The following is a 15,037-nucleotide window of genomic DNA, read 5'->3' as shown; positions in this document are numbered from 1 at the left end:
ACATCTCAAATTTCGGATAGCGCTTAATCGCCGCCGGCTTATACGCCTGGTCGTTTGCGGTAAAGCCACAGCCCAGGCAGGGACAGGCCTATGGAAAGAGCGCCAACGATAAACGCCGCCTTGAGAAAATGGGTAACCAGCGTATCAATCAACGGTTCGCTGTAGCCGAAATGGGACAGTTCAACCGCGGAAATCATCGCACTGTAGGCCGAAATACCGGGAAACATCGGGATCACCGCCGCCACCGTGAAGACCTTCGGGTGCGCCAGCAGCCAGCGTGACCAATGGATACCGATGATGCCGATAAGAATCGATGCCAGCAGGGAGGCCCATTCGATGGTCAGTCCGTAATGCATCATCAGCATCCGCGAGCCATGGCCGATCGCCCCCAGCAAGGCGCAATAGCGCAGCGCCCTGGCCGGCACGTTAAACACCATGGCAAAGCCTAGCGCCGGCACTGCCGCCAGCAGCATATCTTCGAGCAGCGCCCACAGCAGATTCATGACCATCTCCCGAATCCCCACAGGGACATCGCCATCACAATGCCGATACAGGTAGAGAGCGTCAGCAGACTGGCCATGGTCCAGCGCGCCAGGCCGGTATTCACATGGCCCTTGAACATATCCGCCACTGCGTTAATCAGCGGAAAGCCCGGCACCAGCAGCAACACACTGGCGGGCATCGCGACCGGCGAAGCGCTCGACAGCCCTGGCACCCGCATCAGCAGGCCGGCGGCTGAGGTTGCCACAAAGGCGGTGATGCAAAAGTTAATCAGCGGATTCATATGGCGGCCGGTAAGTACCTGTCGCACGTACATCGCCAGCCCGCTGGCCAGGCAGGTAATAACAAACGCCTGCCAGTCGCCGCCGTTAAGCCGGCTGAAGCAACCGCACGATAGACCGACCATGGTCACCATCAGCCAGCGCGGATAGCGCAGCGGTTTGATAGCGGCAAAACGTTTAGCCACATCGCCGGCATCAAGCAAACGATGTTCTGCCATAATGACAATATGCTGCACTTGCACCACCACGTGCATGTTAATGCCGCGATCGTTGTTTTTACGCGTTGATGTCATGCAATAGCCATCGGCGATGGTGGTCAATACCACCGCGTTGGCAGAGATCGAACTTTCCACGCGGCCAACGCCCAGGGCCTTGCCGAGCCGGGTGGCAAGCTGTTCCACCAGCATGCTTTCCGCGCCGTGTTGCAGCAGCAGCAGTGCGCAATCGATACAAAGGCGGGTGATATCCCGTTGCCGTTGCTTTGGCATGATGCTGGTCATACAAACCTGCCTGTAAATGGTCATTGTCCGACAACAGACGACATTATTTTCAGCCAACCGGTGACATCATGTTACGTCAGCCGATGATTTCTTCTGCCAACCGGCGACGGTCAGCGCGCTGCATTATCGCTATATACACTAAACGCAATCCTGTGGCAGATCAGTTTTAGCGCATAAAAAAAGAGCATCGGCGATGCTCTTTCACGGCAGTCAGGCCACAGCGGTCAAGTCATGCGACGCCGGCCCCGTAGGGCCGGCGACCGCACTGGACTCAGTCGCCTTTCAACTGCTGATGCAGTTCCTGCACCGAAATCACCTGGGCGGTTGCATCGGCGGTTAACGACATCGCAGTGGCAAAGCCGCCGTTAAGCGTGGTGTCGTAGTGCACTTTATACTGCAGCGCACTGCGGCGAATCAGCTTGGAGTCTTCAATCGCCTGACGGCCGGCGGTGGTATTGACGATATAGGTGTATTCGCCGTTCTTGATGCGATCCTGGATATGCGGGCGGCCTTCATGCACTTTATTGACCAGTCGCGGGTTGATGCCCGCTTCGCCCAGTATCACGGCGGTACCGTGGGTCGCATCCAGTTCAAAACCATGCTTGAGCAGCTTGGCCGCCAGATCGACGACCCGGTGTTTATCGCCGGCGCGTACCGACAGCAACGCCCGGCCGCTTTTCTTCATTTGCGACTGACTGCCAAGCATCGCCTTGGCAAACGCTTCGGCGAAGGTCCTGCCGACGCCCATAACCTCGCCGGTTGAGCGCATTTCAGGCCCGAGGATCGGATCGACGCCGGGAAATTTATTAAACGGCAGCACCACTTCCTTGACTGAATAATACGGCGGGATGACTTCTGTCAGCATCCCCTGCTGCGTCAACGACTGCCCGGCCATTACCCGGGCCGCCACCTTGGCCAGCGGCACGCCGGTGGCTTTGGAAACGAACGGTACGGTCCGCGCCGCACGGGGGTTAACCTCGATCAGATAGACCTCATTGTCCTTGACCGCAAATTGCACGTTCATCAGGCCCCGCACCTGCAGTTCAAACGCCAGTTTCTCGACCTGCTGGCGCATGACATCCTGAATTTCCTGGCTGAGGGTGTAGGCCGGCAGCGAGCAGGCCGAATCGCCTGAATGGACGCCTGCCTGTTCTATATGCTCCATGATGCCGCCGATAAGCACCCTTTCGCCATCGCAGATGGCATCCACATCGACTTCTACCGCGTCATCCAGGAAGCGATCCAGCAACACTGGCGCATCATTTGACACGCTGACGGCATGCTGGAAGTAGCGCAGCAGATCCACCTCATCGTAAACGATTTCCATTGCCCGGCCGCCCAACACGTATGAGGGACGCACTACCAGCGGGTAGCCGATGGTGGCGGCTTTTTCCACCGCGTGGTCGATAGTCGATACCGTGGCGTTGGCCGGTTGTTTCAGCCCCAGGCGTTCGACCGCCTGCTGGAAGCGTTCCCGGTCTTCTGCCCGGTCGATGGCATCCGGACTGGTGCCGATGATCGGCACGCCGGCGGCTTCAAGCGCCCGTGCCAGTTTCAGCGGCGTCTGGCCGCCGTATTGGACAATGACGCCCTTGGGCTTCTCGATACGCACGATTTCCAGTACATCTTCAAGCGTTACCGGTTCGAAATACAGCCGATCGGAGGTGTCATAATCGGTAGAAACGGTTTCCGGATTGCAGTTGACCATAATGGTCTCGTAGCCGTCTTCGCGCAGCGCCAGGGAGGCATGGACACAACAGTAATCAAACTCGATACCCTGGCCAATCCGGTTAGGACCGCCGCCCAGCACCATGATTTTCTCTTTGTCCTGATGAGGATTTGACTCACATTCTTCATCATAGGTCGAGTACATATAGGCGGTATCAGTGGCAAATTCCGCCGCACAGGTATCCACCCGCTTGTAGACCGGATGCAGGTTAAAGTTCTCACGCAGCTTGCGGATCTCGTTTTCAGCCACCCCGGCCAGCGTCGCCAGCCTGGCGTCGGCGAACCCCTTGCGCTTGAGCTGGCGCAGGAACTCGGCGTCCAGGGCGGTGATGCCGCCCTCAGCTACCTGGGCCTCCAGTTTCACCAATTCTTTAATCTGCACCAGGAACCAGCGGTCGACGTTAGTCAGGTTGAAGACGCCATCCACCGACAGCCCGGCCCTGAAGGCATCGGCGATATACCAGATACGATCGCCGCCGGCGTCTTTCAGCTCGCGGCGGATTTTGGTCAGCGCCTCAGGATCGTCCTGGCTGACTTGCGGGTCAAAGCCGGTGGCGCCGACTTCCAGTCCGCGCAGCGCTTTTTGCAGCGACTCCTGCTGGGTACGGCCAATGGCCATCACTTCGCCCACCGATTTCATCTGCGTGGTCAGACGGTCGTTGGCGCCGGCAAATTTTTCGAAATTGAAGCGGGGTATCTTGGTAACCACATAGTCGATAGAAGGCTCGAACGACGCCGGGGTCCTTCCGCCGGTGATATCATTCATCAGTTCATCAAGGGTGTAACCCACCGCCAGCTTGGCGGCCACCTTGGCTATCGGGAAGCCGGTCGCTTTGGAGGCCAGCGCCGAAGAACGCGATACCCGCGGGTTCATTTCGATAATGATAAGACGGCCGTTTTTCGGGTTGACCGAGAACTGCACGTTCGAGCCGCCGGTTTCAACGCCTATCTCACGCAGCACCGCCATCGAGGCGTTACGCATGATCTGATATTCCTTATCGGTCAGGGTCTGGGCCGGCGCGACCGTTATCGAATCGCCGGTATGGATCCCCATGGCGTCAAAGTTTTCGATCGAACAGACGATGATGCAGTTATCATTTTTATCGCGCACCACCTCCATTTCATACTCTTTCCAGCCAATCAGTGACTCATCGATCAGCAGTTCTTTGGTCGGCGACAGATCCAGGCCACGCTCACAGATTTCTTCAAATTCTTCGCGGTTATAGGCAATGCCGCCGCCAGATCCCCCCATGGTGAAAGAGGGGCGAATGATGCAGGGAAAGCCAACATCAGCGGCGACCGCCAGCGCTTCCTCCATATTATGAGCAATACCGGAGCGGGCGGTGTCCAGGCCGATTTTCTTCATCGCCTTGTCAAAACGCTGGCGATCTTCGGCTTTATCGATGGCGTCCGCGGTGGCACCTATCATGGTAACGCCGAACTCCGCCAGAACGCCGTGGCGTTCGAGTTCCAACGCGCAGTTAAGCGCTGTCTGGCCACCCATGGTCGGCAGCACTGCATCGGGCCGCTCTTTTTCGATGATCTTGCGCACCACTTCCCAATGGATGGGCTCAATATAGGTTGCATCGGCCATCTCAGGGTCAGTCATGATGGTTGCCGGGTTGGAGTTAACCAGAATAACCCGGTAGCCCTCTTCGCGCAGCGCTTTACAGGCTTGTGCGCCTGAGTAGTCAAACTCGCAGGCCTGGCCGATGACGATAGGGCCGGCACCCAGAATCAGGATACTTTTTATATCGGTACGTTTTGGCATTCTTTACTCCTGATTATTTTGCCTGAGAACGGTATGACTTGATCAGTTCGATAAAGTGATCGAACAACGGCGCTGCATCATGGGGGCCGGGGCTGGCTTCCGGATGCCCCTGGAAACTGAACGCCGCCTTATCGGTACGGTGAATGCCCTGCAAAGAGCCATCAAACAAGGAAGTGTGGGTTACCCGCAGGGTGGCGGGCAGCGTGGTTTCATCAACCGCAAAGCCATGGTTCTGAGCCGTGATCATCACCCGGCCGGCATCCAGATCCTTCACCGGATGGTTACCGCCATGATGACCAAACTTCATTTTGACCGTCCTGGCGCCGCTGGCGAGGGCCAGTAGCTGGTGTCCCAGGCAAATGCCGAATACCGGGGTAGCGGTGGCGAGGATTTCCCGGATGGCGGTGATCGCATAATCACAAGGCTCCGGGTCGCCTGGGCCGTTGGCCAGGAACACGCCGTCCGGATTCATCGCCAGTACGGCGGCGGCAGGCGTCTGGGCCGGCACTACCGTCAGGCGGCAGCCGCGGTCTACCAGCATGCGCATGATGTTGCGCTTGATCCCATAATCATAGGCGACCACATGGTAGGGCAGCAGTGCGGCATCCACCGGCTCGGCCAGTTCATTTTCCAGCGTCCAACTGCCCTGGGTCCAACTGTACTGTTCAGCGGTGCTGACTTCTTTGGCCAGGTCCATCCCCTTGAGACCCGGGAACTGGCGAGCTTTTTGCAGCGCCAACGCCGCGTCAGGAGCATCGCCGGCGATGATGCAGCCGTTCTGGGCGCCCTTTTCCCGCAGCAGGCGCGTCAGTTTCCGCGTATCGATGTCGGCTATGCCGACCACATTGCTGGCCTTGAGGTAATCTGCCAGGGAGCCGGTGCTGCGATAATTGCTGGCCAGCAGGGGCAGATCGCGAATGACCAGGCCGGCGGCCTGTACCTGGGAGGATTCTTCATCTGCTGGATTGGTGCCGACATTGCCGATATGAGGATAGGTAAGAGTAACGATTTGGCGGGAATAGGAAGGATCAGTAAGGATTTCTTGATAACCGGTCATCGACGTATTGAAGACCACTTCCCCCACTGCCGTTCCTGTTGCCCCGATGGCCCGACCGTGGAATTGGGTTCCGTCTTCCAGAACCAATAACGCTGACTTTATCAAAACACCCTCCAAGGAATATTCAGTCAAGATATTTGCATATTAATTCAGATTTAACGATCTAAATCAACGCAAAAAACACCTTCAAGGTAGAATTTTGGCAAATTGGGCGCATTTTAATGATGAGTTGCACACTTGTCCACCCCAGTAGCCTTTTTTTTATCATATTATAACGCTTTTAACCGTTCATCCCGCTGAGCCGGCCAAAAACCGCCGAAAAATGGGCCAGCTAATCGTTTGCTATACCAGTTAGCGAACTTTACAGCTCAAGCAACCTGATTTTGCCCCATACCCTACAGATCAGGGCTAAAATGGTGGGAAAATAAGAAGAATTTATGGATTATTGGCTACTTATAGCAATGAACACGGCTAAATGCTCATTTTTGCACTAAATAAAAATCGCCTATATTCACACCTTAATATCAACAAGTTATAAAGAATATTTTTCAAAACGTGATGTGAAAATTTATAAACGTTGCAAATCCAGCACATCGCTCATGTCATAAAGCCCTTTTTCATGGCTCTTTACCCAGACAGCAGCGCGTATGGCGCCTTTTGCAAATGTCATGCGACTGGAGGCTTTATGGGTCAGTTCCAGCCGCTCGCCGATATCAGCAAACATTGCGGTATGCTCACCGACAATATCCCCAGCACGAACGGTAGCAAAACCTATAGTGCCGGGCTGGCGCTCGCCGGTATGGCCTTCGCGGGCATACACCGCGCAGTCATCCAGATTTTTTCCCAGCGCACCGGCTATGGCTTCGCCCATCGCCAAGGCGGTGCCTGATGGGGCATCTACTTTATGGCGATGGTGGGCTTCGACGATTTCTATATCACAATAGTCGCCCATAACAGCGGCGGTTTTTTCCAGCAGTCGCAGCAACACGTTGACGCCAATACTGAAGTTGGCTGCAAAAACGATACCGATATCTTCAGAAGCGGCGGCAATATGCCGTTTTTGCTGCTCATCCAGGCCGGTGGTGCCGATTATCATCGCCTTATGGTGGCGGCGGCAGAAGTCCAGATAGGCAATGGTGCCCTCTGGGCGGGTGAAATCAACCAGTACATCAAACTGGTCCTTGATGGCTTCAAGACTGTCGCTCACCAGGATGTGGCACCGGCCGATGCCGGCCAGCTCGCCGGCATCGGTGCCGGTAAGGCTTGAACCCGGACGCTCGAGGGCCGCCCCCAGCACCGCCTCAGCCGATTCGGCTGTCGCCTGGATAAGTTGCCGGCCCATGCGGCCGCCCGCGCCCGCAATCGCGATGCGAATTGGTTTCATGCTCATAATATCTCTCAGATTATAGCCCGGTGATTATGCTTTCAGGTTAACCGGCACAGTCCCCTGCCGCCAGCATAATTGATAACCGATTAGAAATTAATGCACAGCTGGCGCTGATATCAGCGTTGCCAATAGCCATTGCATAAACGTGCGCTTCGCGGGTTAAAGTTGAATGTTTATTCATTAATGTATTATCAGCTCACTTTTATGTCGTGCTTTATCAGGCTACACTGGGTTTACAGAGCCGGACGGTTTCCTATATCAGAGGACATGATGAGCCATTTTTTGAACACGCCCCTAGAGGCTCTCGGCGATTACCGTGCCGAGTTAGGTGAGACACCCGTTTGGTGCAGCAGAAGCCAATCCCTGCTGTGGGTAGACATCCTGCAGCGCCGCCTGCTGCGCTATTGGCCTGAAACCCAGAAGTTTGAGCAGCGGCAGCTCGATTGCCTGTTCAGTGCGGTGCTGCTGACTGAAGAAGAAGAGCAGTTCCTGGTGGTATCCCAGCAGGGGATCATGCTTTATCACTACGGGGTTGAACATCCCAGCCTTGATCTGATGTGCGAGTATCCAGAAGATCCGGATGCCACGCGTCCTAATGAAGCGGGTATCGCCCCCGACGGTTCGCTGTGGTTCAGCACCATGGACCTGAACGAAAAACTGCCCATCGGCGGCTGGTATCGCTATACCTCCGGGGCATCAGAACCGGAAAAGATGCTGGATAATGTCACTATCCCTAATACCCTGGCCTGGTTTGAAGATATCGTCTGGTTTGCCGACAGCGCAGAACAGCGTTTTTACTGCAGCACCGGTGACCGAATTGATCCCGAGCGGATGCGCAGCCATTCTGCCGATGATAAAACCCCGGACGGCTCGGCCCTGACCATGCGCGGCGAACTGATTACCGCCCGCTTTGGCCATGGCTGCCTGAGCCGCTATCAGATAGCGGCTGGTGAATTGAAACTGCAGGAAGATATTGCGCTGCCGGTGCTGCAGCCAAGCTGCTGCGCCTTCGGCGGACCGCAGTTAAACGAGCTGTTCATTACCTCAGCGAGAAAGCAGCTGGATGAGCCCGGCGAACTGGACGGTGCCGTGCTCCATGCCAAGACTACCGCCACCGGCGTGCCGGAGCGTCGATTCAGACTGTAATGTTTTGGCAAACGCCATAGCCGGTTTGGCGGCTGGAGACTGAAACCGGCGGCTGAAACGGCACTGAATGGCATCTATAGCACTAGGCGACTAACACGATAGTCACTCGGCGCAGCAGGCTGACTGCGTACGGCTGGCCCAAAGCGAGCGGCCAGATCAGTCGACCATTTTAACGTCCACACGTAACTCTTTCGGTACTTCAAACACGATATTTTCTTCACGGCCGATAAGCTCTTCAGCCCCAGCCGCGCCCAGTGACTGCAAACGTTCAATCACCTCGCGCACCAGGATATCCGGTGCCGACGCACCGGCGGTTACGCCGATGTGGTTCACACCCTGCAGCCAGCTTTCCTGGATATCGGTCGCGTTATCGATAAGATACGCCGGCTTACCCACCCGCTGCGCCAACTCGGCCAGGCGGTTAGAGTTGGAGGAATTTTTCGATCCTACCACCAGCACTACATCCGCCTGCGCCGCCAGGTTGCGAACCGCTTCCTGACGATTGGTGGTCGCATAGCAGATATCATCTTTACGCGGGCCGATGATCTTCGGAAAGCGCTCGCGCAGGGCATCGATAACGTCAGAGGTGTCGTCGACCGAAAGCGTAGTCTGGGTCATGAAGCACAGATTACTGTCATTCTTGACGCTGAGCTTCCAGACATCGTCAGGAGACTCGACCAGATACATTCCGCCATTGGGGTTATTATACTGCCCCATGGTCCCTTCTACCTCAGGGTGACCGGTATGTCCGATAAGGATAGCTTCGCTGCCCTTGCGGCTGGCGCGCGCCACTTCCATATGTACTTTGGTCACCAGCGGGCAGGTAGCATCGAATACCGTTAAATCGCGGCTTTTCGCTTCGGCTCTGACCGCCTGGGAGACGCCATGGGCGGAAAAAATCAGTATCGATCCATCGGGCACTTCATCGATCTGTTCAATGAAGATGGCGCCGCTGGCGCGCAGCGTATCCACCACATAGCGATTATGCACCACCTCATGACGGACATAAATCGGCGCGCCGTAGATTTCCAGCGCCCGGTCAACAATGCTGATGGCGCGGTCAACGCCTGCGCAGAATCCTCGGGGATTAGCCAGCAGAATACGCATTTGTGTCCTCCAGCTGGGGATTTATCGCCAAAACATCAATATCAAACCAGACTTTACGGCCGGCCAGCGGATGATTGAAATCGACCGTTACCGATTCTTCCGCCACTTCCCGGATAAGGCCCGGCATCTCGCTGCCATTGATACCGGTAAACAGCATAATGGTGCCTACCTCAGGCACCCCGCCGCTGGCGGCAAAATCCCGCGCTGAGAAAAACTGGATAAGATCAGGATTTACCGGTCCGAACGCGGCGTCCGCTTCCAGGGAAAAGGTTTTTTTATCGCCGGTATGCAGCCCGAGCAATTGCTGCTCGAGCGCCGCGGACAAACTGGTATCACCGAGTCTGAACAGCGCCGGTTTATTCTCGCGCCGGGTGGACTCGGCAAGGGTGCCATCCTCTAGCTTGAGATCAAAATGCAGCAGCACTGCGCTGTCGGATTGCACTTGCTCGGTCATAATTACCCTTTCTATTTTGCCGCCTTGTCGGCTGGACGCACAAAGCCTTCCAGCACCACCAGGATGGCGCCGATACAAATGGCGCAGTCAGCGACGTTAAAGGTCGGCCAATGCCAGTTGCCGACGTAGAAGTCAATGAAATCAATCACCACACCATGAATGAGGCGGTCAGACAGATTGCCGACCGCGCCACCGATAATCAGGCTATAGGCGCAATTGGTCATCTTCTGCTGCGCCGTGGATCGGTACATCATCACCAGCAGCGCAACACAAATAACCAGCGCGATGGCGGAAAAGAACCAGCGCTGCCAGCCGCCTTTGTCCGCCAGAAAGCTGAAGGCGGCGCCATAGTTGTGGGCATAGAAAAAGTTGAAGAACGGCATCACCGATACCGATTCATGCAGCATGAAGGTGTTCATGACCCATTGCTTGGAGCCAAGATCAACCACCAGTACCAGCAGCGCCAGCCAGAGCCAACGCAATCCTGTGGACATCAAAGGTCTACTCATCAGACAAATTTACGCTCTTCACCAGATCCTGCCACATTGGTAGCACAGCGACCACAGATTTCAGGATGCTCAGCATGCTGGCCGATATCCGTCTCGAAATGCCAGCAACGCGGACACTTGCTGCCTTCCGCTTTTGCCAGCCCGATCTTCAGGCCCCGTAGCGCCTCGCTTTGCAGGGCTTCATCAGGGGCGCTGGCATAGTCAGCTACTTTTGCCCGCGAGGTCAGCAGCGCAAAGTGCAGTTCGTCGCCTAGCCCATTCAGCTTCTGCGCCAGTTCGGCATCGGCAAACAGGGTAACGCGGGCCTCCAGCGAACCGCCGATTGTCTTATCGGCACGGGCCTGCTCCAGCACTTTGTTCACTTCACCACGCACCAGCAACAGCGTGTTCCAGTAAGCGTCGTTCATCTGCTGCTTTTCGTCCAGTCCGAACAGACCGTCATACCATTCTTCGGTAAACACAAACTCGGCGCGCTTGCCCGGCATGAAGTTCCAGACTTCATCGGCGGTAAACGACAGAATAGGCGCCATCCAGCGCACCAGGGCTTCGACGATATGGTAAAGCGCAGTCTGGCAGCTGCGTCGCGCAATACTGTCCGCCTTGGTGGTGTACTGGCGATCCTTGATGATATCCAGGTAGAACGAGCCCATTTCAATGGAGCAGAACTGCATCATGCGCTGCACCACATTATGGAAATCATAGCTTTCATAGGCGGCGATGATTTCCGCCTGGGCGGCTTTGGCCCGGCCCACGGCCCAGCGGTCCAGCACCACCATGTCTTCCGGCTTCACGCTGTGGACGGCGGGATCAAAGCCGTTGAGATTAGCCAGCAGGAAACGCGCGGTGTTGCGAATACGGCGGTACGCATCGGCTGAGCGCTTGAGGATTTCGTCCGATACCGCAATCTCGCCGGTATAATCGGTAGAACCCACCCACAGGCGCAGAATATCGCCGCCAAGCTTGTCCATCACCTGCTGCGGGCTGACGGTATTGCCGATAGACTTGGACATCTTGCGGCCGTCGCCATCGACGGTAAAGCCATGGGTAAGCACCTGACGGTAAGGAGCCTTGCCTTTCATCGCGGTGGACAGCATCAGCGAGGACATGAACCAGCCGCGATGCTGGTCGGAACCCTCAAGATACATATCCGGCTGCTGGCCTTCAAACTCCGGCCGTACGTCGACCACCGATGAATGGGTTGAGCCGGAGTCAAACCATACATCAAGCGTATCCGGCACTTTAGTATAGCCGGCGGCCTCTTCGCCCAGAATATCGGCCGGATCCAGATCCCACCACGCCTGGATACCGTCCTGCTCTACCCGCTTGGCCACCTGCTCCATCAATTCAAGGGTGCGCGGGTGCAGTTCTTCAGTATCTTTATGGACAAACAGCGCCATCGGAACGCCCCAGGTGCGCTGACGGGAAATACACCAGTCAGGACGGTTGGCGACCATATTTTCGATACGCGCCTGGCCCCAGCCCGGGATCCACTGCACACTTTTGATCTCTTCCAGCGACTGTTTACGCAGTCCTTGCTGATCCATGCTGATAAACCACTGCGGCGTGGCGCGGAAGATAATCGGCGTCTTGTGGCGCCAGCAGTGGGGATAGCTGTGCTGCAGCTTCTCCAGATGTATCAGGGCGCCGCTGTCGCGCAGCAGTCCCACCACCACGTCATTGGCTTTGAACACCTGCAGGCCGTCCAGCGCCGGGAAAGTGCCCGGCAGATAGCAACCGTCCGGTCCGACCGGGTTGGCCACTTCCAGGCCGTACTGCTGGCCGATAACGTAGTCGTCAGGACCGTGACCAGGAGCGGTATGCACTGCACCGGTACCGGCGTCAAGCGTAACGTGCAGGCCGAGGATCGCCGGCACATCGAAGCCCATGAACGGGTGGGTAAAACGCAGCAGTTCCAGGTCGCGCCCTTTACAGGTGCCCAGAACCCGCCACTCGGCGACGCCGGCGCGCTTCATCACGCTGTCGACCAGTTCAGCCGCCAGGATCCACGCCTGGCCATCCACCGCCACCAGCTGATAGTCAAAATCAGGGTGGACCGAGATAGCCCGGTTGGCCGGCAGCGTCCAGGGAGTCGTGGTCCAGATAACCAGCGACAGCGGGCCATTGAAGTCGCTGACGCCGAATTTGGCCGCCACATCGGCAGGCTGGCTGGCGCGAAAGGCCACATCAATCGACGGCGAGGTACGGTCATAGTATTCGACTTCGGCCTCGGCCAGCGCTGAACGACAGTCAATGCACCAGTGCACCGGCTTGGCGCCTTTATGCAGGTGGCCATTATGGATAACCTTGCCCAAAGCGCGGATAATATTCGCTTCGGTGGCAAAGTCCATCGTCAGATAGGGATGATCCCAATCGCCGAGCACGCCGAGGCGAATGAAGTCTTTCTTCTGCAGGGCAATCTGTTCGGCGGCATAACGGCGACAGGCTTCGCGAAACTGCGCCGGCGTCACCTTCTCGCCCGGCTTGCCGATCAATTGTTCGACTTTGAGTTCGATAGGCAGGCCATGGCAGTCCCAGCCGGGCACATACGGAGAGTCATAACCCGAAAGCCCCTTGGACTTGACGATAATGTCCTTGAGAATCTTGTTAACCGAGTGACCGATATGAATATTGCCATTCGCATAGGGAGGGCCGTCATGCAGAATAAAGGTTTTCCGACCTTTCTTGGCGTTGCGAATAATCCCGTACAGGTCCTGTTCATACCAACGTTGCAGCATGCCAGGCTCGCGCTTGGCGAGATCGCCGCGCATCGGGAACCCTGTGTCCGGCAGGTTCAGGGTATTTTTGTAATCACTCATTCGATTCTCGGTTCCGTTTTCGGTTAGAGCGTTTAAAGGGGTGCCTGCAGCCCGAAGAACTCCCGGGCGTTCACCACATCATTCGCGATTTGCCGTTTTAGCTCGTCAAACGAAGCAAACCGTTGTTCATTGCGCAGTTTGGCGCGGATTACCACCTCGATATGCTGACCATACAGGTCAAGCGTCATATCAAGCAAATGCACTTCCAGTCGCTGCACCGAACCGGCGACCGTCGGCCGGGTGCCCACGTTGGCGACGCCGGCCAATGGCCCTACGCCTATGCCCAGTACCTCGACCGCATAGACGCCGTTTATCGGCGCCGGGCGGCCTTTTAGCGAGACATTGGCGGTGGGAAAACCAATGGTACGCCCCAGGGCCTGGCCATGCTCAACGCGTCCGGAGAGGCGGTAAGGATGGCCCATCAGCATTTCAGCGACCACCAGATGATCGTTATTGAGGGCTTCGCGCACCAGCGTGCTGCTGATGCGTTTGCCGCCTTCGGTATAGGTCGAGGTACTCATCACCTCAAAGCCTGCCGCCTGGCTTGCCTGCTGCAGGAAAGCAAAGTCTCCCTGGCGACCGGCACCGAAGCGAAAGTCATCGCCGACGCAGAGGAATTTGACGCCAAGCTTATCCACCAGCAATTGCGAGACAAACGATTTGGCGTCCATCGCCGCAAAGCGCTGATTAAAAGTGACGCACAGCACAGCGTCGACACCGGCCTCAGCCAGGTATTTAACTTTATCCCGCAGCCGGGTCAGCCGTGCCGGGGCCGCCGCCCCCGCAAAGTGCTCCTGCGGCTGGGGTTCGAAAATCATCACCATCACCGGCAGGCCGCGACGGCGGCCTTCGGTCTGCAATTGAGCAATCAACGCCTGGTGCCCGCGATGAAAACCATCAAAATTGCCTATGGTCAGCACGCACCCTGGGTAATGCGCCTGAAGGTTGTGTATGCCGCGAATAAGCTTCATAGCAGGCCTAAGACAGTGGAAACCGGCGGGATTATACCTTGTACAGCGCCTAAGGTTAACCAGCGATTCTTAACTTTGGCAGTCATGCGCGAGAAAGCCCGGCGGTTTTAATGCCAATCATCGCTTTTTTCACCTTAAGCACTATATTCCGCCGGTCGAAACTGGTAGAATCCTGCGCCATCACATTGTAACAAGCGTTGTGCTTTAGAGCGCCGCTTATTTGCACAAATCCATTGACAAAAGAAGACCGAAAGGGCATATTCCTCGGCCTTTGAATTGTCTCATAGAACACGTTTGGGAGTTGGACCTTGGCTAATATCAAATCAGCTAAGAAACGCGCCGTACAGTCTGAGAAGCGTCGTCAGCACAATGCAAGCCGTCGCTCCATGATGCGTACCTTTGTCAAGAAGGTATACGCGGCTATCGCTGCAGGCGATAAAGAAGCTGCGCAGAATGCATTTTCTGCGATGCAACCTATTCTGGACCGTCAGGCCAGCAAGGGTTTGATCCATAAGAACAAAGCTGCACGTCATAAATCTAATTTAGTCGCGCAAATCAACTCAATGCAGTAATGCTTTAGTTGATGCTTGTTAAAAAAACCGGCTTCGGCCGGTTTTTTTGTTTCATGATGACTCCAGTACCGCAATCCGCTGGACTACGCCAAGGGTAAATAAAGAATTTTTATCAACCACTTAGGCAATTTCAACCTCTGTCGGTATTTCCGAAACTCGACCCGGCTCCCGAGCGACCTGGTCACAACTCACATCGACCGGCGCCCCTGTTCAACCGCTCCCGCTTTAAATTCAGCA

At 56.1% G+C, this 15,037-nt stretch carries 12 protein-coding genes; 2 read left to right on the top strand and 10 right to left on the bottom strand.

Going from position 1 to position 15,037, the window contains the following annotated elements:
- Positions 1-38 precede the first annotated feature (38 nt).
- The 5 genes from EDC52_RS06395 to dapB form a co-directional block, all read right to left on the bottom strand.
- Positions 39-509 carry a threonine/serine exporter gene (locus EDC52_RS06395; RefSeq protein WP_131864485.1) on the bottom strand — a complete coding sequence of 157 codons (471 nt, stop codon included), beginning with the start codon at positions 507-509 and terminating at the stop codon, positions 39-41.
- Positions 500-1,282, bottom strand: a complete 783-nt coding sequence (locus EDC52_RS06390) for a threonine/serine exporter family protein (RefSeq protein WP_407924196.1) — start codon at positions 1,280-1,282, stop codon at positions 500-502. The genes EDC52_RS06395 and EDC52_RS06390 overlap by 10 nt, the downstream gene beginning before the upstream one ends.
- Positions 1,283-1,553: 271 nt before the next feature.
- Positions 1,554-4,781: a carbamoyl-phosphate synthase large subunit gene (gene carB, locus EDC52_RS06385; RefSeq protein ID WP_131864483.1), complete on the bottom strand. Its 3,228-nt coding sequence runs from the start codon at positions 4,779-4,781 to the stop codon at positions 1,554-1,556.
- 13 nt (positions 4,782-4,794) lie between these two features.
- Positions 4,795-5,943 carry a glutamine-hydrolyzing carbamoyl-phosphate synthase small subunit gene (gene carA / locus EDC52_RS06380; RefSeq protein ID WP_165911668.1) on the bottom strand — a complete coding sequence of 383 codons (1,149 nt, stop codon included), beginning with the start codon at positions 5,941-5,943 and terminating at the stop codon, positions 4,795-4,797.
- Positions 5,944-6,406: 463 nt separating this feature from the next.
- A complete protein-coding gene (gene dapB / locus EDC52_RS06375) occupies positions 6,407-7,228 on the bottom strand; it encodes a 4-hydroxy-tetrahydrodipicolinate reductase (protein ID WP_131864481.1) in 822 nt (273 codons plus the stop codon).
- A 279-nt stretch (positions 7,229-7,507) separates the two neighbouring features.
- Between dapB and EDC52_RS06370 the strand changes: the two genes are divergently transcribed.
- The gene (locus tag EDC52_RS06370) at positions 7,508-8,371 is read left to right on the top strand and encodes an SMP-30/gluconolactonase/LRE family protein (protein WP_230467966.1); all 864 of its coding nucleotides are present in this window, start codon (positions 7,508-7,510) and stop codon (positions 8,369-8,371) included.
- A gap of 156 nt (positions 8,372-8,527) precedes the next feature.
- Here the strand turns inward: EDC52_RS06370 and ispH are convergent, their stop codons facing one another.
- From ispH to ribF, 5 genes are read right to left on the bottom strand one after another with little or no spacing between them, the layout of a single operon-like run.
- The gene (ispH, locus tag EDC52_RS06365; protein ID WP_131864480.1) at positions 8,528-9,478 is read right to left on the bottom strand and encodes a 4-hydroxy-3-methylbut-2-enyl diphosphate reductase; all 951 of its coding nucleotides are present in this window, start codon (positions 9,476-9,478) and stop codon (positions 8,528-8,530) included.
- Complete coding sequence (fkpB, locus tag EDC52_RS06360; protein ID WP_131864479.1) at positions 9,459-9,932, bottom strand: FKBP-type peptidyl-prolyl cis-trans isomerase; 474 nt, start codon at positions 9,930-9,932, stop codon at positions 9,459-9,461. The genes ispH and fkpB overlap by 20 nt, the downstream gene beginning before the upstream one ends.
- An 11-nt stretch (positions 9,933-9,943) precedes the next feature.
- Positions 9,944-10,441 carry a signal peptidase II gene (gene lspA / locus EDC52_RS06355; RefSeq protein WP_131864478.1) on the bottom strand — a complete coding sequence of 166 codons (498 nt, stop codon included), beginning with the start codon at positions 10,439-10,441 and terminating at the stop codon, positions 9,944-9,946.
- The gene (gene ileS, locus EDC52_RS06350; RefSeq protein ID WP_131864477.1) at positions 10,441-13,257 is read right to left on the bottom strand and encodes an isoleucine--tRNA ligase; all 2,817 of its coding nucleotides are present in this window, start codon (positions 13,255-13,257) and stop codon (positions 10,441-10,443) included. Before ileS ends, lspA begins: the two co-directional genes overlap by 1 nt.
- A gap of 32 nt (positions 13,258-13,289) precedes the next feature.
- Positions 13,290-14,228: a bifunctional riboflavin kinase/FAD synthetase gene (gene ribF / locus EDC52_RS06345; protein WP_131864476.1), complete on the bottom strand. Its 939-nt coding sequence runs from the start codon at positions 14,226-14,228 to the stop codon at positions 13,290-13,292.
- Positions 14,229-14,536: 308 nt separating this feature from the next.
- Here ribF and rpsT point away from each other — a divergent pair, with 308 nt between their 5' ends.
- Complete coding sequence (gene rpsT / locus EDC52_RS06340; protein WP_131864475.1) at positions 14,537-14,800, top strand: 30S ribosomal protein S20; 264 nt, start codon at positions 14,537-14,539, stop codon at positions 14,798-14,800.
- Positions 14,801-15,037 lie beyond the last annotated feature (237 nt).

Origin of the sequence: Biostraticola tofi (genome assembly GCF_004343195.1) — a bacterium.
Taxonomy (GTDB): Bacteria; Pseudomonadota; Gammaproteobacteria; order Enterobacterales; family Enterobacteriaceae; genus Biostraticola; species Biostraticola tofi.
This window is presented reverse-complemented; position numbering and strand designations above follow the sequence as displayed.

Coding starts and splice junctions, on each gene's coding strand:
- EDC52_RS06395 (WP_131864485.1), bottom strand. CDS start 509: ATGGTCATGAATCTGCTGTGGGCGCTGCTCGAAGATATGCTGCTGGCG.
- EDC52_RS06390 (WP_407924196.1), bottom strand. CDS start 1,282: ATGACCAGCATCATGCCAAAGCAACGGCAACGGGATATCACCCGCCTT.
- carB (WP_131864483.1), bottom strand. CDS start 4,781: ATGCCAAAACGTACCGATATAAAAAGTATCCTGATTCTGGGTGCCGGC.
- dapB (WP_131864481.1), bottom strand. CDS start 7,228: ATGAGCATGAAACCAATTCGCATCGCGATTGCGGGCGCGGGCGGCCGC.
- ispH (WP_131864480.1), bottom strand. CDS start 9,478: ATGCGTATTCTGCTGGCTAATCCCCGAGGATTCTGCGCAGGCGTTGAC.
- fkpB (WP_131864479.1), bottom strand. CDS start 9,932: ATGACCGAGCAAGTGCAATCCGACAGCGCAGTGCTGCTGCATTTTGAT.
- lspA (WP_131864478.1), bottom strand. CDS start 10,441: ATGAGTAGACCTTTGATGTCCACAGGATTGCGTTGGCTCTGGCTGGCG.
- ileS (WP_131864477.1), bottom strand. CDS start 13,257: ATGAGTGATTACAAAAATACCCTGAACCTGCCGGACACAGGGTTCCCG.
- ribF (WP_131864476.1), bottom strand. CDS start 14,228: ATGAAGCTTATTCGCGGCATACACAACCTTCAGGCGCATTACCCAGGG.